Annotated in this window: 22 protein-coding genes and 2 pseudogenes; 13 read left to right on the top strand and 11 right to left on the bottom strand. The window is 40.6% G+C overall.

Features of this window, described 5'->3' with window-relative positions; genetic code table 11:
- Positions 1–89 precede the first annotated feature (89 nt).
- Both ACEWFH_RS21150 and ACEWFH_RS21145 read right to left on the bottom strand, forming a co-directional pair.
- Positions 90–542 carry a DUF2269 family protein gene (locus ACEWFH_RS21150; protein ID WP_473725558.1) on the bottom strand — a complete coding sequence of 151 codons (453 nt, stop codon included), beginning with the start codon at positions 540–542 and terminating at the stop codon, positions 90–92.
- A 285-nt stretch (positions 543–827) separates the two neighbouring features.
- Entirely contained in the window at positions 828–1,397 is a 570-nt protein-coding gene (locus ACEWFH_RS21145) for a DJ-1/PfpI family protein (protein ID WP_473725557.1), read from the bottom strand.
- Positions 1,398–1,742: 345 nt separating this feature from the next.
- Here ACEWFH_RS21145 and ACEWFH_RS21140 point away from each other — a divergent pair, with 345 nt between their 5' ends.
- From ACEWFH_RS21140 to qoxD, 6 genes are all read left to right on the top strand, one after another.
- Positions 1,743–3,095 (top strand): L-cystine transporter, encoded by a 1,353-nt coding sequence (locus ACEWFH_RS21140; protein WP_473727385.1) that lies wholly within the window; start codon positions 1,743–1,745, stop codon positions 3,093–3,095.
- 115 nt (positions 3,096–3,210) lie between these two features.
- Positions 3,211–4,092, top strand: a complete 882-nt coding sequence (locus ACEWFH_RS21135; RefSeq protein ID WP_473725556.1) for a hypothetical protein — start codon at positions 3,211–3,213, stop codon at positions 4,090–4,092.
- A 410-nt stretch (positions 4,093–4,502) separates the two neighbouring features.
- Positions 4,503–5,477, top strand: a complete 975-nt coding sequence (gene qoxA, locus ACEWFH_RS21130; RefSeq protein WP_473725555.1) for a cytochrome aa3 quinol oxidase subunit II — start codon at positions 4,503–4,505, stop codon at positions 5,475–5,477.
- Between the two features lie 18 nt (positions 5,478–5,495).
- The gene (qoxB, locus tag ACEWFH_RS21125; protein WP_473725554.1) at positions 5,496–7,436 is read left to right on the top strand and encodes a cytochrome aa3 quinol oxidase subunit I; all 1,941 of its coding nucleotides are present in this window, start codon (positions 5,496–5,498) and stop codon (positions 7,434–7,436) included.
- A gap of 14 nt (positions 7,437–7,450) precedes the next feature.
- Positions 7,451–8,071 (top strand): cytochrome aa3 quinol oxidase subunit III, encoded by a 621-nt coding sequence (gene qoxC / locus ACEWFH_RS21120; RefSeq protein ID WP_473725553.1) that lies wholly within the window; start codon positions 7,451–7,453, stop codon positions 8,069–8,071.
- Entirely contained in the window at positions 8,064–8,483 is a 420-nt protein-coding gene (qoxD, locus tag ACEWFH_RS21115) for a cytochrome aa3 quinol oxidase subunit IV (protein WP_473725552.1), read from the top strand. Before qoxC ends, qoxD begins: the two co-directional genes overlap by 8 nt.
- A 247-nt stretch (positions 8,484–8,730) precedes the next feature.
- On the opposite strand, the gene ACEWFH_RS21110 is transcribed toward qoxD, so the two are convergent.
- The 8 genes from ACEWFH_RS21110 to pdxK all read right to left on the bottom strand — a co-directional run bounded on the left by ACEWFH_RS21110 (position 8,731) and on the right by pdxK (position 15,222).
- Positions 8,731–9,693 (bottom strand): nuclease-related domain-containing protein, encoded by a 963-nt coding sequence (locus tag ACEWFH_RS21110; protein ID WP_473725551.1) that lies wholly within the window; start codon positions 9,691–9,693, stop codon positions 8,731–8,733.
- Positions 9,694–9,809: 116 nt separating this feature from the next.
- Entirely contained in the window at positions 9,810–11,081 is a 1,272-nt protein-coding gene (locus tag ACEWFH_RS21105; protein ID WP_473725550.1) for a glutamate-5-semialdehyde dehydrogenase, read from the bottom strand.
- A gap of 38 nt (positions 11,082–11,119) precedes the next feature.
- The gene (proB, locus tag ACEWFH_RS21100; protein ID WP_473725549.1) at positions 11,120–12,253 is read right to left on the bottom strand and encodes a glutamate 5-kinase; all 1,134 of its coding nucleotides are present in this window, start codon (positions 12,251–12,253) and stop codon (positions 11,120–11,122) included.
- A 290-nt stretch (positions 12,254–12,543) separates the two neighbouring features.
- Positions 12,544–12,807 (bottom strand): spore morphogenesis/germination protein YwcE, encoded by a 264-nt coding sequence (locus tag ACEWFH_RS21095; protein ID WP_231607547.1) that lies wholly within the window; start codon positions 12,805–12,807, stop codon positions 12,544–12,546.
- Positions 12,808–13,021: 214 nt separating this feature from the next.
- The gene (gene bshB2, locus ACEWFH_RS21090) at positions 13,022–13,666 is read right to left on the bottom strand and encodes a bacillithiol biosynthesis deacetylase BshB2 (protein WP_473725548.1); all 645 of its coding nucleotides are present in this window, start codon (positions 13,664–13,666) and stop codon (positions 13,022–13,024) included.
- Positions 13,667–13,678: 12 nt separating this feature from the next.
- Positions 13,679–14,029, bottom strand: coding sequence for a YojF family protein (locus ACEWFH_RS21085; protein WP_473725547.1), 351 nt, complete (start codon positions 14,027–14,029; stop codon positions 13,679–13,681).
- A gap of 34 nt (positions 14,030–14,063) precedes the next feature.
- A complete protein-coding gene (locus tag ACEWFH_RS21080) occupies positions 14,064–14,255 on the bottom strand; it encodes a hypothetical protein (RefSeq protein WP_473725546.1) in 192 nt (63 codons plus the stop codon).
- A gap of 154 nt (positions 14,256–14,409) precedes the next feature.
- Positions 14,410–15,222, bottom strand: coding sequence for a pyridoxine/pyridoxal/pyridoxamine kinase (gene pdxK, locus ACEWFH_RS21075; protein WP_473727384.1), 813 nt, complete (start codon positions 15,220–15,222; stop codon positions 14,410–14,412).
- 308 nt (positions 15,223–15,530) lie between these two features.
- Here pdxK and treP point away from each other — a divergent pair, with 308 nt between their 5' ends.
- From treP to treR, 4 genes and pseudogenes are all read left to right on the top strand, one after another.
- A complete protein-coding gene (treP, locus tag ACEWFH_RS21070) occupies positions 15,531–16,934 on the top strand; it encodes a PTS system trehalose-specific EIIBC component (protein ID WP_473725545.1) in 1,404 nt (467 codons plus the stop codon).
- 82 nt (positions 16,935–17,016) lie between these two features.
- Positions 17,017–18,707: pseudogene (gene treC, locus ACEWFH_RS21065) on the top strand (alpha,alpha-phosphotrehalase).
- Positions 18,708–18,749: 42 nt separating this feature from the next.
- Positions 18,750–18,920, top strand: a complete 171-nt coding sequence (locus ACEWFH_RS21060) for a hypothetical protein (RefSeq protein ID WP_473725544.1) — start codon at positions 18,750–18,752, stop codon at positions 18,918–18,920.
- Positions 18,907–19,623 (top strand): trehalose operon repressor, encoded by a 717-nt coding sequence (treR, locus tag ACEWFH_RS21055; protein ID WP_473725543.1) that lies wholly within the window; start codon positions 18,907–18,909, stop codon positions 19,621–19,623. Before ACEWFH_RS21060 ends, treR begins: the two co-directional genes overlap by 14 nt.
- Here treR and ACEWFH_RS21050 read toward each other — a convergent pair.
- Positions 19,579–20,172 carry an NUDIX domain-containing protein gene (locus ACEWFH_RS21050; RefSeq protein WP_473725542.1) on the bottom strand — a complete coding sequence of 198 codons (594 nt, stop codon included), beginning with the start codon at positions 20,170–20,172 and terminating at the stop codon, positions 19,579–19,581. The genes treR and ACEWFH_RS21050 overlap by 45 nt on opposite strands.
- 173 nt (positions 20,173–20,345) lie before the next feature.
- On the opposite strand from ACEWFH_RS21050, the pseudogene nhaC reads away from it, so the two are divergent.
- The 3 genes and pseudogenes from nhaC to ACEWFH_RS21035 all read left to right on the top strand — a co-directional run bounded on the left by nhaC (position 20,346) and on the right by ACEWFH_RS21035 (position 23,290).
- A pseudogene (gene nhaC / locus ACEWFH_RS21045) lies at positions 20,346–21,745 on the top strand (Na+/H+ antiporter NhaC).
- Positions 21,746–21,842: 97 nt separating this feature from the next.
- Positions 21,843–22,382: a helix-turn-helix domain-containing protein gene (locus tag ACEWFH_RS21040; RefSeq protein ID WP_473725541.1), complete on the top strand. Its 540-nt coding sequence runs from the start codon at positions 21,843–21,845 to the stop codon at positions 22,380–22,382.
- Positions 22,383–22,504: 122 nt separating this feature from the next.
- On the top strand, positions 22,505–23,290 hold the full coding sequence (locus ACEWFH_RS21035) for a phosphatidylserine decarboxylase (RefSeq protein ID WP_473725540.1): 786 nt from the start codon (positions 22,505–22,507) through the stop codon (positions 23,288–23,290).
- The last annotated feature ends 6 nt before the right edge of the window (positions 23,291–23,296 follow it).

Here is a 23,296-nt window from a genome sequence, read left to right as displayed (position 1 = left end):
ATCATTAAATGATTTTCCGCGTGACATGTTTTTCACTCCTCATCTCTTTACACCATATTGTGTCCAAGAGTAGAGCTGATTATGAAGAATTAAAAAGGTTTTACAACCATTAAGATAATAAGTACAACAGCTAAACCATGCAAAGAATATACGTAAGGATCGAGTTGTTTATCGACCGCACGATACGACTCAGGAAGATCATCACCTTCATGAGAACCCAGAATTTCGCTCATCTGCTTCTGTTTCTTAGGAATGATGCCTATTACAAGAACTTGTGCAAGTACATAAATGACTAATGACGAGATGTACCACACTTCACTAAATAGTGCAGTATTTAAATAACCTAATAAAAGTCCAGATGCAAGAAGTGTTAAGCTGCCGATCTTCGGCAATGTTTCAATCTTAGCATTAACCTCAAGAGCAAAGCGTGCCTGGTTAGCTGTTTTTGCAAACTTTGTTACGACGGGCATGGCAAAGCTTGCACCGAGCCCGACAATTGCAGCTAAGATATGTAAAAGTACGATTGTGCCATAAAACGTCATTAAATTTCCCCTTTAACAATATGTACTAATGATTCCCACCTCCAATTTATTACGCTATACAGGAAAATAGTCCTTCTTTTTGGTTGTGACTTTTTTCCTGTTGTTCACAAAGGAGATTCGTTAAATGAAACAAAGCACATTTCGGAGGATGAAATACCTGTTAAGCTTTCGATTTAACAGTTTATTGGAGCGCTACAGAAAAAGGATGAATTGAAATGTGTTCTCCTTATCCAAAGCCAACAGGGATTGTTTGGTATGAAGCGAGTGAGGAAGACATGAACTTCATTAGGACATAGTTGGTGCTTTAAAATATTCAAGAGGATTTTCTATTTCGTCAGGAAACACTTTAAGCTGGCGTAAAACTTCCTCAGCGAATTGAATATAGTTTGACCCTGTTGCTGTAACAACATTTTGGTCAATTATAAGATGTTCCTCACGTTTGTTGCTCCAGTTCATTACTGCCGAATATTCAGTGTCATCTTTTGTAAGGGAAGCGGTATATTGAATGTGGTCTAGAACACCAGCAGCTCCTAGCAGGGCAGGTCCTCCACAGATTGCACCAATCAATTTGCCGTTATCGAAGAAAGAACGAATCATATCCTTAATCATCGTATTTTTCAGAAACGGAAACGGCGCTCCGCCAGGAATAATCAGTGCGGAATAATCATCTGTTATGACTTCGTTAACGGATAAATCAGGCTTGATCTTAAGCTTTCCTGCGGTTGTAACAGTTTGGATGGAAGAGTTAGGAGAACATGTGCAAAGTTCATATTCTGATCCGCTTAAACATGTATTTAAAATCGCTACTTCAAATTCTGCAAAAGAATCGTAGACAAACATTAGAACTTTTTTCATTTAAAAGCCTCCCCATGAAATATGAAGTTGAGAATAAAACAATCTATATCCAAATTTTAGCACCTAATCATAGGAATTTGCTACAAAAACAAGCATAATTTAAATTCGGGGAGAATATATCTGTAACACAACTAAATATTTCATCTGTGATCCAAGCATAAACACACTAACGACTAGCTTATTTTTTGAAAGCTTGTCTTTTTTAGTGTGAGGAGGTGGCAGCTAAAAGTAATCCCGCGGTAATTCCTACTTGACAGATAGGTTTTATTGTATTAATTTATTTTAGTTAACTAAAGGGGGGACTTGTAGGTGACTACTTACTTAGTTTTATTAAACATTGCTATTATGCTTATTCTTTTAGGTGTTTTGTATTACATGCAAAAAAAGCACGTTTCTTTCTCAAAACGTGTGTTTACGGGTCTTGGATTAGGGATACTCTTCGGCCTTGGACTTCAGTACGGCTATGGAGCTGATTCTGAGGTAGCTGCTAAATCTACTGACTGGTTCAACTTAGTTGGTGGAGGTTATGTAACGTTCTTGAAAATGATCGTTATGCCGCTCGTGTTTATCTCGATCCTTTCAGCGTTCACACGTTTAAATTTAAAAGGGAACATCGGAAAACTTAGCGGATTGATCATTGCGATCTTAATAGGAACAACAGCTATTGCAGCAGTTGTCGGCATCGCTACATCCGTTGCCTTTGATCTGGAAGCTGTTCAGATTGAACAAGGTGATGCGGAAACAGCTCGTGGTGAGCAAATGGAAGGTACTTTTGCAGAAGTAAAAGACTTAACGCTTCCGCAGCAAATCCTTTCATTATTGCCAGCAAATCCGTTTTTAGATTTTACAGGTGCTCGTCCGACATCAACGATTGCAGTCGTAATCTTTGCAGCATTCCTTGGAGTTGCTTATCTAGGGGTAAAACGTAAGCAAGAAGAGCATGCAGAATTGTTTGCCAAGATCGTTGATGCCTTCTATTCAGTAATCATGCGTGTTGTAACTTTGATTCTTCGTTTAACACCATATGGAGTACTTGCATTAATGACGAAAACGGTAGCACTTAGTGATATGGGTGCGATCGCCAAGCTTGGTAAGTTTGTTATCGCGTCATATGTGGCGCTATTGATCATGTTCGGTATCCACTTATTATTACTAACGTTCGCTGGATTAAGTCCAGTAACGTATATGAAAAAAGCATTTCCAGTTCTATCATTTGCCTTTACTTCGCGTACAAGTGCAGGTGCGCTACCATTAAACATCCGTACACAAAAGAGCATGGGTGTACCTGATGGGATCGCTAACTTCTCAGGTTCGTTCGGGCTTTCAATCGGTCAAAACGGCTGTGCTGGAATCTATCCTGCGATGCTTGCGGTCATGATTGCACCGACTGTCGGAATCGATCCGTTGTCACCATCTTTCTTACTGACGCTTGTTGTAGTAGTGGCGCTTAGTTCGTTTGGTGTTGCTGGTGTTGGTGGTGGAGCTACGTTTGCGGCAATCCTTGTGTTGTCTGCGATGGATCTTCCGATTGCTTTAGCTGGACTTTTGATTTCTGTTGAACCGCTGATCGACATGGGCCGAACTGCTGTAAACGTAAGCGGTGCGATGACATCTGGTCTTTTAACAAGTAAAGTTCAAAAGCAATTAGACACAGACGCATACAATGACAGCGAAAATCAAGTCGAAGTAAGTGCATAACCATTACTAGGAACGATCTTGCCTTTGGGCAGGGTCGTTTTTTATATGCTTGAACGGTTGTCCTAATACTTGCATAGAATAGATAAAGTTTAAAATTTGAGTGGAGGAACTCTTTGTGAGTTGTGGGAATATACGACCAAGTCAACCAAAATTAAAGTGTGATAAATGCCGATGTGGCGAAAGTATTTGTACGAGGGAGCTAAGGGAGCAGTTAAGAAGAATTGTTGGAAAAAGAATTACATTACTAACTAGAGCAAATATCCCTAATGTTCTTTATATAGTAGGGAGATTAATTAAAGTAGATTGCGGAACAATTATTGTTGAAAGTGAAACTGAACAGATTGCGGGTCCATTATTAATAAAAATATGTGATATTATCGGCTTCGCATGCGGCAATGCCTTTGCTCCTTCGCAAACTTCAGCGTGTGATATCGTACAAGAAGATCTGGATGAAACTTGTTTATTATGTAAGTGCAAATGTACGGAAAATGAGTGTATAAGGGAACTGAGAAAAGAACTTCAAAAATGTATAGGTAAGGAAATTGGGATCACAACTCCTGTTTCCCCAATCAATGGAACATTATTGAAAGTTAGCTGCGGTTTTATTGTTTTAAGAGATAGTCTAACAAGAGCTTCTTTTATTTTTTCCTTATGTACCATTTCGAGTGTGATACAGTTCAATAACGCTGCTTCTCTCTGCAATATGACGACCCAAACGAAAGAATGCAAATTAGAATGTCATTGTGAATGTGTAAATGATATTTGTACGGAAGCACTAAGAGATGAATTGAAAAGCTGCATTGGGAAGGAAGTTACCATTACTACAGATGGGAATTTTATTGAACTTGGAAGAATAGTGAAAGTGAATTGCGGAACCATTATCCTTCAACTAGCTATTCCCATCCTTATTCCTATATGTGCGATAACTTCTGTAAGATTAGGGAACCAGCTTCCTCCAGGTGGACTGGGGACAAACTTAAGAAGAATAAGTCGATAAAAATATATAAAAATTTACGCAGGGATATTGATTTCCTGCGTTTTATTTATGTTTGTAAAATTTCACATATAAGGTGTGAAGATTTGCTAATTAGGGTAAAAATTAAAAACTGAACTTTCAAATAGCACAAGATTCTTTTCCAGCTCATGAAGGCTCTTCCATATTCGTGAACATTCTATGACGAAACTGTGATAAAGTTGTGAGCTTTATTTGAAGTAATCGTGACATTTGTTAGGGAGCCGGTCACATTTACTAGGTTTCTGGTACTATGAGGGCAAAGGTTTTCTGACATTTTGATTTTGCCTATGATATCCATTGTGATTTAATTCACAATGCACTATAATCACTTTTGGTTCGTTTTTATTAGGCAAAAGTAAATGCTTGTAAATAGAGAAAGGAAGGTGGACCTGGTGATGCGACGGTTGAAGCCGTTTTTAACATTCGGGTTAATGATGGCCGTGTTTATGCTAAGCGGCTGCAGCGATATGGTGGTTTTAGATCCAAAAGGACCTGTAGGAGAAGAACAGAGGGATCTGATCATGTATTCCATCTGGTTTATGTTATTTATCTTACTAGTCGTTTACGCACTTACTGCTTTTATTGTTTATAAATATCGTGATCGTAAAAATCATAAAGGCTATGATCCTGACAATGAAGGAAGTCATCTTCTTGAAACGATTTGGTGGATCATTCCGATTATTATCGTTATTGCATTATCGATTCCAACGGTTAAGAGTATCTACTCTCTAGAAGGACCTCCTGAAGAGTCGAAAGATCAAAAGCCGTTAGTGATTCATGCAACATCTGTAAACTGGAAATGGGTATTCTCATATCCAGAGCAAGACATTGAAACAGTTAACTATCTTCATATTCCTGAAGATCGACCTGTTTTGTTCAAACTGACTTCTGCAGATTCTATGGCATCTTTTTGGGTTCCTCAATTAGGTGGCCAAAAATATGCGATGGCTGGCATGGAGACAGAGCTTTATCTGCAAGCTGACGAGCAAGGCACGTATGAAGGACGTAACTCCAACTTTACTGGAGAAGGGTTCACTGATCATACGTTTGATGTTATGGCTATGTCTGATGCAGAGTTTGAAAAATGGGCGAGTGAAACAAAAGCTGATGCTCCAGAACTTACAAAGGGGCAGTACGACAAGCTGATGCTTCCTGGTCACGTGAAAGAAATGACTTTCTCTTCAACTCATCTAGATTGGATAGACCATGCTAAGAATGCAGAATACGCGCTAGATGCTCGCGAACGTTTAGGTTATGAAGAGAAGATTCCTCATTCAAGAGCAGCGAAAGAAGAAAAGAAAAAGCGTGAAGAAGAGATGAAGAAGCAAGAAGAATCAGAGTCTCATGGGGATTCTCATGCCCATTAACAGAGGAGGCATTTCAATATGAAATGGGATGAATTTTTCGTAACAGGTGACCCGATGATTTATGGTGCTGACGTATCCATCGTATTAACGATGGTGGGGATCCTGTTTTACCTTACTAAATATAATAAGTGGAAATGGTTGTGGGACGAATGGCTTACAACAGTTGACCACAAAAAACTCGGTATCATGTATATCGTTTCGGCTGTGCTTATGTTGTTCCGCGGTGGTGTCGATGCGCTCTTAATGCGTACGCAACTCGCGGTTCCTGAGGCGAAGTTCCTCGATTCACAGCACTATAACGAAATCTTTACAACACACGGTACGATCATGATCATCTTCATGGCGATGCCGTTCTTGATTGGTTTAATTAACGTCGTTGTTCCATTACAAATCGGAGCACGTGACGTAGCTTATCCTTATTTAAACGCAGTTAGTTTCTGGACGTTCTTTATCGGTGCGATGTTATTTAACATCTCATTCGTTATTGGTGGCTCACCATCAGCAGGCTGGACGAGTTACATGCCGCTTGCGAGTAATGAACTGAGTCCAGGACCTGGGCAGAACTACTATTTACTCGGTCTGCAGATAGCCGGGATCGGTACGCTTTTAACGGGTATTAACTTCTTAGTTACGATCCTTAAGATGCGTGCACCGGGAATGACATTGTTCCGTATGCCAATGTTTACTTGGTCATCACTTGTAACAATGGTTATCATTATTTTTGCTTTCCCGATCCTTACAGTAGCATTAGCACTTATGACATTTGACCGTTTATTCGGAAGTCATTTCTTCACCCTTCAAGGGGAAGGGATGGATATGCTTTGGGCTAACCTCTTCTGGTTATGGGGCCACCCTGAGGTATATATCGTAATTCTTCCGGCATTTGGTATGTTCTCTGAGATAATTTCTACGTTCTCTAGAAAAACGTTATTTGGTTACAAAGCCATGATCTGGTCTATGCTTCTAATCGCAGGATACAGTTTCTTGGTATGGGTCCATCACTTCTTTACAATGGGTTCAGGAGCACTTGTTAACTCCGTATTCTCTATCACGACGATGGCGATCGGTATTCCGACCGGGGTTAAGATATTTAACTGGCTGTTCACGATGTACAGAGGTAAGATCCAATTTACGACACCGATGCTTTGGTCACTCGGATTTATTGTGAACTTCGTAATCGGTGGGGTTACAGGTGTCATGCTTGCCATGGCAGCAGCTGACTATCAGTACCACAACACATACTTCCTAGTTTCTCACTTCCACTATGTGTTGATCGCAGGTACAGTATTTGCTTGTTTCGCCGGTTTAATCTACTGGTATCCAAAAATGTTTGGCTACAAGCTGAACGAACGTATCGGTAAGTGGGTATTCTGGATTTTCACAATTGGATTTAACGTATGTTTCTTCCCGCAATATTTCCTTGGTCTAGACGGTATGCCACGTCGTGTTTACACGTACAGTGAAGAGTCTGGCTGGGGCCCATTAAACATGGTATCTACAATCGGTGGATTCATGATGGGTATTGCATTCTTAGTTCTTGTTTACAACATGTACTACAGCTTCCGTTTCGCGAAGCGTGAATTGACTGGAGACGCTTGGGATGGCCGTACGCTTGAATGGTCTACTCCATCAGCAATGCCTCCATTCTATAACTTTGCTAAAATTCCAGAAGTAACAGGTCTTGACCACTTCTGGAGACAAAAGCAATCAGGAAAAGTTGAGAAGTTAACAGCTAGCGATCTGAAACCGATTCACATGCCTAGCAACTCTGGTGTTCCGTTCATCATGGCATCATTCTTCTTCGTTGCCGGATTCGGAATGGTATTCGACTGGATGTGGATGGCGATCATCGGATTGGTAGGTGTATTCGGAACATTGATTTACCGTTCATTCGAGTATGATGACGGGTATTATGTAAGTGTTGAAGAGATTATCGAAACAGAAAAGATTTCTAAATAAGGAGGCGTGAAAAAATGGCACATGCAGAAACACACGACCCCAACACGCCTTTAGAGTATCGTTCGGAGATTGGGCGTCTAAACATTCTCGGTTTCTGGATTTTCCTAGGGGCAGAAATTGCGTTATTCGCAACATTATTTGCAACGTATATGGTTTTAGAACACCGTATCGCAGACGGTCCCGCACTTGGTGAACTGTTTGAAGTAAAGAGTTTGTTAATTCAAACCTTCTTGCTTCTAACAAGTAGTTTCACTTGCGGACTAGCGGTTCATGAGATGCGCCGTCACAATGTAAAAGGTTTGATCACGTGGATGGCCATAACGCTTGGACTTGGTCTTGGATTCCTATACTTCGAGATTCAAGAGTTCTTGCACTTCATTCATGAAGGTGCAAACATTGGTACGAGTGCAGCATGGTCAGGATTCTTCGTTCTTGTAGGTACTCACGGTGCCCACGTAACGTTCGGTATCTTCTGGGTAACGATGGTCTTGATTCAAGTAGCTAAGCGCGGTCTAACGCCAGCTACTTCTGCAAAAGTTTTCATCACCAGTCTTTACTGGCACTTCTTAGACGTAGTGTGGATCTTTATCTTCACAGCCGTTTATCTGATGGGGATGGTGATGCATCATGGCTAATAAAACTGCAGCTAATGAACACGGCGGATTCCCGTGGAAACACTTAATCGGATTCGTGTTGTCCATCGTGCTTACTTTATTCGCATTATGGATCGCACTTGGAACTGATTTATCCTTAACTTGGATTCTGATTATTATTTTCGGATTTGCATTCTTGCAAGCTGCCCTGCAGCTATTGATGTTCATGCACGTGACGGAGAACTCGACAAAGAGTAACCTCACAAGCCGCGTACAAATAGGTAACATCCTATTTGCGGCATTCGTAGCGATTGTTATCGTGATCGGATCTGTCTGGGTTATGACAGCAGGCCACGCGAAGCACGACAAGCATGACGCACCAAAGACAGAGAACCATGAGAATCATGGTGGTGGAAGCGGTCATGATTCTGATGAACATGGAAGTCATGAATAAGATATGATCTAGAAAGCCTCTTGCTGGGGAAGACCCCTTTGCAAGAGGTTTTTTTGTGTGGGAAGTTAAGTAGATGCTTGAATTCTTTGGCGCGAGTATGAAATACGAGCGCCATATGAAAAATACGAGCGCCATATGAAAAATACGAGCGCCATATGAAAAATACGAGCGCCATATGAAAAATACGAGCGCCATATGAAAAATACGAGCGCCAATATGAAAATACGCTCTTGATTAGCTTCCCACTTTATGTGGGATAGGGTAAATTATATTTTCTATCTTTGTAAGTCCCTGTATGAGTCAGATCTAAGGTGTTTAGCAACCGCTTAGCAACATGCCTTGAAGGTAACTGGAGAAAATCGCAAAATTGCTTGTTTGTAATTGTGGGACCATACAATAATGCGAAATCTTCTAGGGAAGCTAAATGAAGGTCTTCAGATTTATAGGTACACTTCGTACAAAACCAAGTTCCGTACTTCCTCACAACTGGCATATAAAAGCACTCCGTACAATAAACCCCTTTGATAATATCCTTTTCTTCAATCTGATACCTTTTTAGTAAGTCAGGGTTTTCTGGAGTATGAAGTTGAACGAGCATCTTAGTCAATTTCCCCAACTCTTTTTTCGTCAATTTCTCATCTCCATACATCTTGTCAATCACTTTAATTCTTTCCTGCAAATAGGGACTATGCGTAATATATTGAGGAACTTCTTTATTCGAAGGAGGGGCCTTAATAATGGTTCTTGGGTTGCTCATTACGACTAGAGAGCGAACGGGAATGGGAGGGATACGATTCTTGGCCATCCATTCGATCAAATGAGTTTGTTGGCGCTTCACTTGGAAAATAGGATTTTTAAAAGCTTCTTCAGTGCCATCCTCTTTTACACGGATGACTTGGTTGAGGTGGTCAAAAACAAGAGTTCCGGTTATGTACTTAACTTCGAGGTTCAAAAGGTAACGAGGAGAGAGGAGTAAGGTGTCGATTTGAAAATAACTTTCGTGCGCAGTAAGCCTTAAATCATGAACAACAGAAAATTCGCGGAATGGCTTCAAAAAATAATCATTCGATTGCTCGCCAAAATGGCCGGCTAATCTTCCGCTCAACTCATCTTCAATTGATAAATACCTTGGATGTTGGCGTATGATGCGACGCTGCATAACTTCCAGCTTCTTAATCCTAACAGACTTCGTACGATTCTTAATTAACATAAACGACCTCCTTTTCCACTAAAAAATTCTTCCCTCAAACCGTAAACACCTGCTGATTTCCTACAAAAATATACAAAAAAAAGACAGCCCGCACAAAGGGACTGTCCACAATCTCATTATCTAACCTGTCCATCACCAGTCATACGATACTTAATCGTTGTCAATGCTGGCAGCCCCATCGGTCCACGAGCATGTAACTTCTGTGTAGAGATTCCGATCTCCGCTCCAAATCCAAGCGCTGAGCCGTCTGTAAAACGGGTTGAGGCATTGTGATATACAGCGGCTGCGTCAACACTGTTTAAGAATGCCATCGCGTTTCCATTGTTTTCAGTAACAATCGCTTCTGAGTGCTTCGTTCCATAACGCTCGATATGCGTCACAGCCTCTTCAACAGAACTTACAACTTTTACAGCTACCGCTAAGCTTAAATACTCTTCAGCCCAGTCCTTTTCGTTAGCCGGCACCACATCTGGCAATAACTCGGCAGCTTTTTCATCACCATGCACTTCAATACCGTGCTTTTCAAAAAGGCTTTGAACTCGATCAGCATTCTCCACAAGCCACGCCTCATGAAAGATGAACGTCTCTGCTGCATTACAAACAGCAGGTCGATCGGTTTTGGCGTTTTCCATGATAGCCAGTGCCTTTTGAACATCTGCAAACTGATCTACATAAACGTGACAGTTACCCACACCCGTCTCAAGGACAGGAACCGTTGCGTTTTCGACCACAGTGTTAATAAGGGCGCCTCCTCCACGAGGAATCAACACGTCAATATGTTCTTTCATCGTAAACAATTGACCCGCAGCTTCTCGGTCGGTAGAAGCGATAAATTGTACAGCTGCTTCCGGAATTTTTGTCCCGGCCAATGCCTTATGAATGACAGACACAATTGCGGAATTAGAGTGAATTGCGTTCGATCCGCCTTTCAAAACGATGGCGTTTCCGGATTTCAAAGCAAGGCCTGTCGCATCAACTGTTACATTCGGTCTTGCCTCGTAGATCATTCCAATAACGCCTAAAGGGACTCGGACTTGCTCCACTTTAAGTCCATTTTCCAGCGTCCAGCCTGATAAGATCTCACCAACTGGGTCCTCTAACTCAACGACCTCACGCAAGCCATCTGCAAATTCCTTTACACGTTCTTCGGTTAAACGTAAACGGTCCATCAAGGCTTCAGAAAATCCTTTATCTTCACCGCTATCTAAGTCTTTTTTGTTTTCTTTTAGAATAAAATCAATTTCTTTTTCTAAAATATCTGCAATCGTTAATAATGCTTCATTCTTTACTTTTTCGCTTAACAGCGCCAGCTTTTTAGAAGCTTGCTGTGCTGATTTTGCCTGATTCTTAACGTTAATTTGTTTGGTTGTACTATTAAAAGTACTCATCCAACGCCTCCTTGTATTTTCAAACACATTTTTTCAAATTAGTGAATCGGTACTGCCAAACGAGTGTGGCAGACTAAGTCATTATTGTTGATCGCCTCTTCGGGACCAACATCGTTCAGTTCATCACTTGAAATTCCTTTTATCTTAATAAGCTGTTTAGATGAATAATTGGAAACACCTAGTGCAACTTCTTTTCCGTCTAAATCTTTAATCCGAACGACAGAACCTTTTTTAAAATGGCCACTTACATAGCGAATGCCTGTAGGGTAAAGACTTTTCAGTTCATCGATGCCTTGTTTCGCTTTGTTTGATACAACAATCTCGCCTTCTGGCCCAGAATGGAAGGCAATCCATTGGCGCTTCGTATCAAGGTTGAACTCATTTTTATCAGGTACAAAATACGTACCACGAGCATTACCTTCAACCGCCTGATGAATGATATCGGTTGAAGTTGCATTACCGAGGAATGATGAGATTCCAGAAGCCATTGCGATCTTCACAGCGTCAATCTTAGAACGCATACCGCCTGTACCTACATCACTTCCAGGTTCGCCTGCAGATTCCTCAATTTCTGGAGTGATTTCGCTTACTTTCGTCAATAACTTCGCTTCAGGATTCTTTCGAGGGTCTTCCGTATAAAGACCGTCAATATCAGAAAGAATGATGAGCTGATCTGCATCAACGAGACCTGCAACTTTTGCAGAAAGCGTATCGTTATCACCAAACTTTAGTCGCTCCACGGTAACCGTGTCATTTTCGTTTACGATCGGTATGATGCCACGGTCTAGAAGTACATTTATAGTGTTGCGAGCGTTGTGATAGCGATTACGGTCCGAAAAGTCACTTCTCGTAATCAAAATCTGTGACGCGGTATAACCGTGTGAAACAAATCGCTCAGAATAAGCTTCCATTAAAAGTCCTTGTCCGATTGAAGCGGCTGCTTGTTTTTCTGCTAAAGAAGTTGGGCGATTTAGACAGCCTAAACGTCTATAGCCTGCAGCAACCGCACCAGAGGAAACAAGTAATACCTCATGACCATCATCTTTTAATTTCACAACTTCATCCACAAGTCGTTCGATTTTTCTTCTGCTAATGTCACCAAGTCTGCTTGTTAAAGAACTGGATCCAATTTTAATTACAATACGTTTGTTTGTTGATTTATTTAAATCCATATCTAGTTGAAATCACTCCTGTTTTCTTTAGTGTTCAGATTTGTTTTCCGGTCAAAAATACAACGGTAACGAGTATAACATGGTGAGATTTAAACACAACAGGGTTTGATGAGATAGTGTAGAAAACGAGCAAAAAGAGAAGAAAACGGAAGAAAAGAAGGATATTTATAACATAGAGAGTGAGAGGGTGACAGGGAGGAGCGATGCTTGATATACAGTGAAATTCCAAAGAATATTTTTACCATAAAATGCAAAAACCCCTCTATAAAAGAGGGGATTAACGGTAATGATTAATATTTAGCTTTTTCCATTTTGCGTTTCGCCAGATATGGACGGCCCCATACGATGTATGCTGCGTAATGAGCGAATACGACGTTTGCAATGAATACGGTAATAAAGAAGCTGTGAACGAATAAGCTTAAGCTGTCATTAGCCATAAATAACACAACGTAAGTCCATAACAGGGCGATGAACGGCGTTTGCCATAAGGCTAACTTACGACTATCATTCCACAAAAATAGCGGTGTGGCAGTCGCTACGAATAAGTAAACCATAAAAACATCCATTACTAATCAACCCCTTGAAGTATTGTTTACGCTTACAATTTTGACGAATTAGCGTCTAAAATGTGAACGATTTGTTACAATTAGTATACCACAATAGGAGAAAAATGCCACATGGATTTGTACATTTTTTTGAAAATTCAAGAATCTGCGCTAAAAAAAGAACTCGAAGTCTTGATCAGACATCGAGTTCTTAAGAATTAATTTATAATGGATAACGCCAAAATCTTTCATTTTTTACCCATTCTAGCATAGCTGGATCTTTTTTTACGCTATCAACGAGCCATTGTGTTTGTGATTTGTGCGCTTTAATGCAGTTCATTTTTTCCTCGAACACATCAGAGATATCCGTCACGATGTGTGGAGCACCAAGTTCCGCCTCAGAATTTTTAGCAAAAGCCACACATAAAAGTTCTGGACGCTCCAACTCCGGCATGCTCTTAACTGCACGCACAACAGCTCTTGCTGTAGCTTCGTGATCAGGATGGACACTGTACCCAGGATAAAAAGTGATGAGCCTTGTTGGCTTCACTTCTTCAATAACGGATAAAAATTGGTCCGCTAATAATTTCTCATCTTCAAATTCTACCGTTTTATCCCGTAATCCGAACTGTCGCAGATCGTTAATACCTACTGCCGCACAAGCATCTTCCAGTTCTTTTTGACGAATAAGAGGGAGGGATTCTCGTGTGGCAAACGGCGGATTTCCCATGTTTCTGCCCATTTGGCCAAGGGTTAAGCAGATGTAGGTAACGGGTGATCCTTTTTTTGTATGTTGAGCAATCGTTCCTGACACCCCGAAAGCTTCATCATCAGGGTGAGGGAAGATCACTAATAAATGATCGTTCATAATGGAACCTCCTTATACATCAAATGGGGAAGAGCTGAGCTGAAGAGCAACTGCCAAGCGGCCTTCTTGATCATGGCCAGCCATCAGCAATCTTCCTTCTGAATCAATTTCCCAGTGTGTTAATCCTTCTGCATAAATCCATCCTAGTTCAATCTTTAAGCCGACTCGATATGGACCGCTGCCCATAATTTTTCCTGACAGAGGAGTCACTTTACCATTTCGGATATAAGCATTAACTGTAAGGACACTATCATTATTGTGATTGGCATAAGCGCCATTAGTTGTTTCTAAATGTAAATAAAGTTCTTTTCCAATAAGCTGATCCAGCGTGTTCTGGACTTCATTGGCTTGTATGAGCTGCATACCTTCACACTCCTGTGCAGAATAGATGTACTTATTATAATTCAAAACTCAAAATAACGTGTATGATATGCCTGTGTTTGAAAAAAGGCTGTTTTGACTCTGTTGCTTGAAAGTAGTTGATTTCCGCTCCAGGTGCTCGCTTTCCGCGGGGCAGGCGGTGAGCCACATTTGTACGTTTCACTCTTAAGGGTCTCACCTGCCCGCCTGTCCCGCAGGAGTCTCGCACCCTCCGCTCCAATCAACTTCTCAATGAAGAAAATGTAAAACAAATTGCCAAGCATCTTTTAATGTATTACCTGACCTACTGCTACTATTTGTAGTGTATATGTCTCTGACTATAAAAAAAGAGACTAATCAACATGATCAGTCTCTCCATAAATTTATTTGTTTAATTTTTCTCGGTAAGCGCCATGCCAAGTTGGCCCTACATATTTGTTTAATTCAAAACCTGTTGCGATCGCTTCTGTAATGAAGTCTTTTGCAGTAAGAATGGCTTCACGAACAGGTTTTCCTTTTGCAAGCTCAGCTGTGATGGCTGCTGAGAATGTACAGCCGGCACCGTGTGTCCATGTTGTTTCAATTCTCTCAGATTCTAATACTTCAAATTCTTTTCCATCATATAGAACGTCAACGGCATTTTCATGTTCTAATTTGCCGCCGCCTTTAACGATTACATATTGCGCACCATTTGCTTGAATCTTATGAGCAGCTTCCATCATCTGTTCAACCGTTGTGATTGGCTCCATCCCGGCAAGTTGTGCTGCTTCAAAAAGGTTTGGCGTAACAACTGTTGCTTTAGGAACTAATACATTTTGAAGAGTGCTCGCAAGTTCTGGGTGAAGAGGCTCTGCTCCTTTACAAACCATAACTGGGTCAACCACTACGTTTTGAAGATTATGCTTCTCGATTAAGTCAGCCGTTGCTTGGATCACTTCGACAGAAGCAAGCATACCTGTTTTAAGTGCATCTACGCCAATTCCGGATACGACTGTTTCTAATTGTGCTTTAAATAGATCGAGTGGAAGCATAAATACTTCATGGAACCATTCACGGTGAGGGTCTTGTGCAACCACGACATTTAAAGCGGTCATCCCGTAAACGCCAAGCTCCTGGAACGTTTTTAAATCGGCTTGAATACCAGCGCCGCCGCTTGTATCTGAACCTGCAATTGTAAGTGCTTTTTTAGGTGCCATCATTAAAATCTCCTTTTATTCTCGTTTCTCTACCTGTAACAGATTATAGCAAAAGATAAGGGGAAAAGGAAAAGTTGCAGATTACGGAATAGAGGTAAATAACTCCAATGAAAACGTAACCGTTGACTTATTTGTATATACAGGTTAAATTATTTGTGAGATATGTATATACAAGTTAAGGGTTTAAATGAAAACGCTTGTACACATTGGATTAAAGAACTAGTTTTCATCAAATGATAGTTAAGGGTATAGAGATATAGGTCTTTTTTTATCAAGTTGTATGGAAACGGTTTCTAGGAGGGAACATAATGAGCAAAATTCGCGAATCAGCTGAACAAATCGTCGAAGCTCTCGGCGGTAAAGAAAATATATCAGCAGCAACGCACTGTGTTACTCGCCTTCGTCTCGCGCTAAAAGATGAAGGGAAAGTGGACGAGAAAGCGTTGGAGAACATTGATCTTGTTAAGGGATCTTTCTCCACAAACGGCCAATACCAAGTCGTAATCGGTCAGGGTACGGTTGATAAAGTGTATAACGAGTTTATCGATATTACCGGAACGGGCCGTGCTTCTAAAGAAGACATTAAAGACGAAGCGAGTAAGAAGCTTAATCCGCTTCAACGAGCGATTAAAGCTCTTGCAGATATATTTATCCCGATCCTTCCTGCCATCGTAACTGCAGGTCTTTTGATGGGTATCAACAACATTCTTACAGGTCCGGGGATTTTTTATGATGAGAAATCTTTTATAGATGTTCATAAAAACTGGGCAGATCTAGCTGGAATCATAAACTTAATCGCGAACACGGCATTCGTATTTTTACCAGGACTGATCGGTTGGTCAGCGGTTAAGAAGTTCGGTGGTAGTCCATTACTAGGTATCGTTCTCGGATTGATGCTCGTTCATCCAGACCTTTTAAATGCATGGGACTATGGTAAGACGAAAGACATTCCAACATGGAACCTATTCGGACTTCCGATCGAAAAAGTCGGTTACCAAGGCCAAGTACTGCCAGTATTAATCGCGTCTTATGTTCTAGCAAAAATAGAACTTTTCTTAAAAAAACGGATTCCAGATGCATTGCAGCTTTTATTAGTAGCACCAATCACACTATTAATTACAGGATTTTTAGCATTTATCGTTATCGGACCGATCACGTTCTCAATCGGTAATGCTGTTACGGACTTCTTCGTATCGATCTTTGATAACTTTGCTTGGTTAGGCGGATTGATCTATGGCGGTTTCTATTCACTGCTCGTTGTAACAGGTATGCACCATACGTTCCTAGCGGTTGATCTGCAGCTTATTTCAAACACAGGCGGCACATTCTTATGGCCGATGCTCGCACTATCTAATATCGCACAAGGTTCAGCAGCACTTGCGATGTTTGTCGCTTCACGTGACGAAAAGCTTAAAGGTCTAGCTGGAACTTCAGCATTATCCGCATATCTAGGAATTACAGAACCAGCGATGTTCGGGGTTAACTTACGCTTCCGATATCCGTTCATTTTCGCGATGATAGGTTCTGCGATTGCAGGTATCGTAATTACGATCGCCGGAGTCCGCGCATCATCCATTGGTGTCGGCGGTATTCCTGGATTCCTATCGATCTTGCCGGGCAGCTGGGGCTCATTCTTTATCGGGATGGGGATCGCACTTGTCGTACCATTTGTACTGACTTACATTTATGCAAAAGTGAAAAAAGCAAAGTAAAACAATTTAAGAAACAACCGGGAGAGCAGCACATATTTCCGGTTGTTTTCATGACTACTACAATATTTATGGCGGTGAAAATATGAAGAAAGAACCATGGTGGAAGCGCTCAGTCGTTTATCAAATCTATCCAAAAAGTTTTAATGACACGACAGGGAACGGAACAGGAGATATACAAGGAATCATCGATAAATTGGATTACCTGAAAAATTTAGGAGTAGATGTGTTATGGCTGACACCAATCTATGACTCTCCACAGTGTGATAACGGCTATGATATTCGTGATTATTATAAAATTTTTGAAGATTATGGCACGATGGAAGACTTTGACCGGTTATTGGCAGAAGCGCATAAGCGGGACTTGAAAATCATCATGGACATTGTAGTGAACCATACAAGTACAGAACATGAATGGTTTCAAGCATCACGTCTTTCTAAAGATAATCCGTACCGTGACTTTTATATTTGGAAAGACCCTGTTGAAGATGGTGAACCTACAAACTGGATATCGAAGTTTGGAGGATCCGCGTGGAAACTTGATGAGGAAACTGGTCAATACTATCTTCATCTTTTTGACGTAACGCAAGCGGATCTAAATTGGGAAAACACTAAAGTTCGTCAAAGGGTATATGAAATGATGAACTATTGGTTTGAAAAAGGGGTAGATGGCTTCCGTCTGGATGTAATCAATCTCATTTCAAAAATCAGGACTTTCCGAACGACGATGGATCTGTAGCTCCTGGTGATGGACGTAAATTCTACACAGATGGACCGCGTGTACATGAGTATATGCAGGAGATGAACAAAGAAGTTTTCTCGAAATATGACGTCCTTACCGTAGGGGAAATGTCATCTACAACGATCGATAACTGTGTAAAATATACAAATCCTGATCGAAACGAATTAAGCATGACCTTCAACTTCCACCATTTAAAAGTGGATTATCCAAACGGTGAGAAGTGGAGTGTCTCTGATTTTGACTTTTTGAAGCTAAAAGAAATTTTGTCAACGTGGCAAGTTGAAATGCATAAAGGCGGAGGTTGGAACGCTCTATTCTGGTGCAATCACGATCAGCCTCGAATCGTTTCCCGTTATGGTGATGACGGGAAGTATCGAGTTGAATCAGCGAAAATGCTCGCAACAACCATCCACATGATGCAAGGAACACCTTATATTTATCAAGGTGAAGAATTCGGTATGACAAATCCAAAGTTTGAGTCTATCAAACAATACCGGGATGTTGAATCGTTAAACATGTTCAACCTATTGAAAGAAGAAGGACGCAGTAAAGACGAGATTTTAGAAATTCTAAAACATAAATCACGTGATAATTCGCGTACGCCTGTCCAATGGAATCAGAGTGAGAATGCAGGTTTCACATCAGGTGAGCCATGGATTCCAGTAGCTGAGAACTATAAAGAAATTAATGCAGAAGCGGCTGTTAACGATCAAGATTCAATCTTTTATCATTACAAAAAGTTGAATCAGCTTAGAAAAGAAGTGGACATAATAACATACGGTGATTACGAGCTAATTTTAGAGAATCACCCTGAGATTTTTGCTTATGTTCGTAACGCAGAGAATGGGGAGAAACTGCTTGTCATTAACAACTTCTATGGAAAAGAAGCAGACTTTAATCTTCCTGAAGATATCGATGTTTCAGGGATGAAGTCAAATGTGCTAATCAGCAATTACGATTCTCTGCCAAAAGATATTTCTTCATTTACATTAAGACCGTATGAATCAGTCGTTTTTCACTTAAGCTCCTTCTAAAGTTTGTGGATTCTTCATTGACAAGTTGATTGGAGTGCAAGGATGCGAGACTCCTGCGGGACAAGCGGTCAGGTGAGACACTTAAGAGTGAAACGTACGAATGTGGCTCACCGCCTGCCCCGCGGAAAGCGAGTATCATGGAACCGAAATCAACTACTTTCATTTAAAAATAATGCTACAATATTCATGGTGAATAATGATGCGAAAAAATAAATTTCAAGAAATCTATCAAGAACTATCAACTCAAATACAAGAAGGTGAGCTTCGTGCCAATTCACAGCTTCCTTCAGAACATGACCTGGCTGACCAATACGAAACGTCGAGGGAAACGGTCAGAAAAGCACTCAACCTTCTATCTCAGAACGGATTTATACAAAAGATTCGTGGTAAGGGATCAATCGTCTTAGAAACAAACAAATTGAGCTTTCCTGTTTCAGGTCTAGTCAGCTTTCAAGAGCTTTCAGAAACGATGGGGAAAAGCAGCGTCACTACCGTTCATGATTTCGGATTGATCGAGCCAGACCAGTTTTTACAACAGCAGCTGCAAGCAAATCCAGACGATCTGATATGGAAAGTTCATCGTTCCAGACAAATTGATGGGGAAACCATTATTTTGGACAAAGATTATTTTTTGAAGAAATTTGTACCAAAGCTTTCAAAGGAAATTGCAGCAAGATCCATTTACGATTATTTGGAGAATGAGTTAGGACTGAAAATCAGTTTTGCTAAAAAAGAGATCGTGGTTGTGGATTGCACGGAAGAAGATAAACGTTTGCTGGATCTAGGTGGATTTGAACATATTGTTGTCGTAAAAAACTATGTGTACCTGGAGGATGCCAGCCTTTTTCAATACACAGAGTCACGCCATCGATTAGATAAGTTCCGATTCGTAGATTTTGCGAGACGGGGAAGATAATAAGGAAAGGAGCAGGTTATGATGCCTGCTCTTTTTTTGTCTTTTACAAACTCGCTGAATTGATAAATTTTGTGCTGAATTAATGTCACCAACATAGGTTCGTCCCAAGTATTTCTTATCATTTATCTGCTGAATCATAGGAATTAGCTCTTTCGGATAAAAATTAAACTCAGATAGACTTGAAATAGGTAGCCAAACAACACCTAGTTGAGTTGGATCGGGTTCATTCGGTGAAAACTCATCAGGAATTTCCTCATCGATTATCACATCAAAAATATGCTCTACAATATGGTGTTGGTCATCTTCCTTTTGCTGAGGGATGTGATTCTTACTAATGAATTCCCGAACCCAAACGAGCTTACCAACCTGAACCTTTACTCCGATTTCCTCGAAACACTCTCTTAAGACCGCATCAGCAAGGGTTTCGTTAAAATTCTGTCCACCACCCGGTATAACATATTTGCTGCTTGCCGTATTTCCTTTTTCAATCGTTAACACGTGATTGTCATGAATAATCAAGGCTTTAACAGAACTTCGAATTTTGTACAATAAAATCAGCCTCCGTTCAAATTCCCTTCTTTAATTTACCATGCTTGTATTGTTGACAGCTTATGTAAAGTCCGTTATCATGAGAAACAGTTACACACATACTTCAACGCATAAAAGCGTTCAAGTGTAATAGTGGATTAATCTTATGATTATTACGAACGGAGAGATTCATCATGAAAAGACAAATGACATTACCTGTGGCACTCGTTTTATTTACAGCGATCTTTGCTGTTATGTTTACGAGCCTTGTATATATAAAAGTAGAACCTCATATCCCGTTATTAGCCTGTTTAGTATTGCTCGGTGCTGTCGGTGCAGCGTTCGGAGCGTCGTGGAAAACGATTGAGAAAGGAATACTAAACGGCATCATATCCGGATTGCAGCCGATTATGATCTTATTGACGGTCGGACTAGTTATTGCGAGCTGGATGTTAAGCGGAACAGTCCCGACACTTTTGTTTTACGGAATGGATATCATTCAACCAGAATGGTTCGCAGTAAGCGCGCTGTTCATTACGGTGATTGTTTCTACATTTACTGGAAGTTCTTTCACCACCGTTGGTACGGTGGGTGTGGCACTCATGGGAATCAGCCATGTTCTTGGCGTTAATCCAGCATTAGCAGCAGGTGCAATTGTTTCTGGTGCATGCTTTGGGGACAAGATGTCACCATTATCAGATTCAACGAACTTTGCACCCGGGGTTGTGGGGGTAAATATGTTTGAACACATCCGTCATATGATGTGGACAACAGTTCCTGCAATTATCTTGACAGCCATTGCTTTCTTTTTCTTGGAGGAAGTGGAGGTAACGCAAATCTTCAAGAAATCAAAGAAATTCAATCCGTGCTTTCAAGTGAATTTCCGATTCATGCCTTAACTCTTGTATCACCTATCGTTGTTTTGGTTTTGGCATTCCGCAAACTGCCGATCATTCCTATCTTGTTAGCAGGAGTAATTGTATCGATTGCAGTCGGCTTTTTCTTAGTACCTGATCTGACATTGCAAAAAGTGATTAATGTGATGCAGAACGGATTACAGACTGAGACAGGAAACGCGACAGTTGATAGCATCGTCAATAAAGGCGGATTAATGGCCATGATGTGGTCGATCTCACTTGTTTTGGTTGCTCTAGGATTAGGTGGAGTCATTCAGGCTCTGGGAATGTTTGATCTGTTATTTGGAGCTGTAAAAGACACAACTCAAAAAGCAGGGAAACTGATTGCGACTACACTAGCTTCTTCAGTTGGTATCAACTTGCTTGCAGGGGAAATGTACCTTTCAATCCTTTTACCAGCACAGGCATTAAAAGATGCTTATGTAAAATCGGGAGTCCCTTTAAAAAACCTATCTCGAACGGTAGAAGATGGAGGCACACTTGTAAATCCGCTCGTTCCTTGGAGTGTAAGTGGTGCATTCTTCGCTTCAACATTAGGGGTATCTGTTGTTGAATATATCCCATTTGCACTATTCTTATGGCTATCGCCAATGTTTACGTTATTACTAGCGTTCACTGGTTGGAGTATCGGTCAAAATAAAAGTGTTGAAAAAAATAATGAACATGCAGCTGCATGAAGATGAAGAAGCGTCCTTTTAATAGGGCGCTTTTTAAATTGACAAAACACACAAGTTTTATTATCATTATCGATAACAATAACAAAAGGATGATTATATGAAGCAGCAAAGTAAAGCGGATTTAATTTTACATCCTGTACGTATGAAAATCATACAACACCTTTCAAAAGGTTCAGCTACCGTATCGGAATTAAGGGAATGGATATCAGATGTTCCGCAAGCTACACTATATCGACATTTAAATGTACTCAATAAAAGCGAGATCATTTATGTAACGGATGAGAGGAAGGTTCGTGGAGCCGTTGAACGGACCTATGCTCTTGAACAAAATACAGCTTACATTTCAGCTGAAGAAGCGGCCAACTTATCCAAGGAAGAACATATGAAGATGTTTATGACGTTTATATCCAATATTACTGGAGACGTGGAAGCTTACTTAAACGGTGATACAAATCTGAATACAGACATTTTTGGGTATAATCAGTTAGATCTATATTTAGAGGAAGAAGAGTGGGAAGACTTGAGCCAGGGTATGCAGGAACTGATCAGTAAATATGTTCCCAACAGGCCGTCTAAACAAAATAAAAAGGTTTCGCTTGTGCAGATATTAGTGCCAGAACCAAAAGAGAAACCATAAAGGAAATAGAAAGGCTGATATATTTTGCAGAATGATTTATACTTTTCATATAAGGAATTTCCAACAACAGGAACCATTATCAATAATAATAACATTCATTTAAATAAAGCAGGTGATAGTAGATGAATATGACACGATTTTATAGAAATTTGTTTGAATTGAACGGTCATCCAGTTATAGCACGTTCATTAAAAAGATTCGCTCAGTCCAAAATCAGTAAGCCTCTAATTCCGCATTTTGTAAAATTGTATAAAATTAATATAAACGAAGCCACTCGCCAGCTTCATGAGTACAGTTCACTTCATGACGTTTTTGTACGTGATTTAAATCCAGATGCACGCCCGATTTCATCAGAAGCTAACGCGTTTGTAAGTCCGTGTGATGGCGTTTTATCTGTTGTCGATGAGCTTACAGAAGAAAGCCGTTTCACAGTAAAGGGACAAGAGTATACGGTTGCAGAGTTGTTAGGATCTGAAGAAGAAGCAAAGAAATATTCGGGCGGACAAGTTTTTGTTTTTTATCTAAGTCCAACTGATTATCATCAAGTGCATGTTCCAGTGGATGCTGAAGTTGAGTCAGTATATACACTTGGACGGGAAGCTGCACCGGTAAATGAACTTGGTTTACGCCATGGAATTCGACCGTTGACTCGCAATTATAGGCTAGTTTCTAAGCTGAATGCGGCAGGTCAACCACTTGCACATGTTATGGTTGGTGCGCTGAATGTTAATACGATTGAACGCACAAATAATGAGCCTGTTGTTAAAAGAGGAGATTCGTATGGATATTTCTCATTTGGTTCAACAGTTGTACTTTGTATTCCAAAAGGAGCGCTAAACTTCACTGGCAAAAAGGGCTCAGTCAAAATGGGTGAGATCCTAGGACAATGGATCCCAATGGAAATATAACCGGCA

The organism is Fictibacillus sp. EA-CB0309, assembly GCF_055814265.1.
Note: the sequence above shows the minus strand (reverse complement) of the source record. Positions and strands in the feature narration are given on the sequence as shown.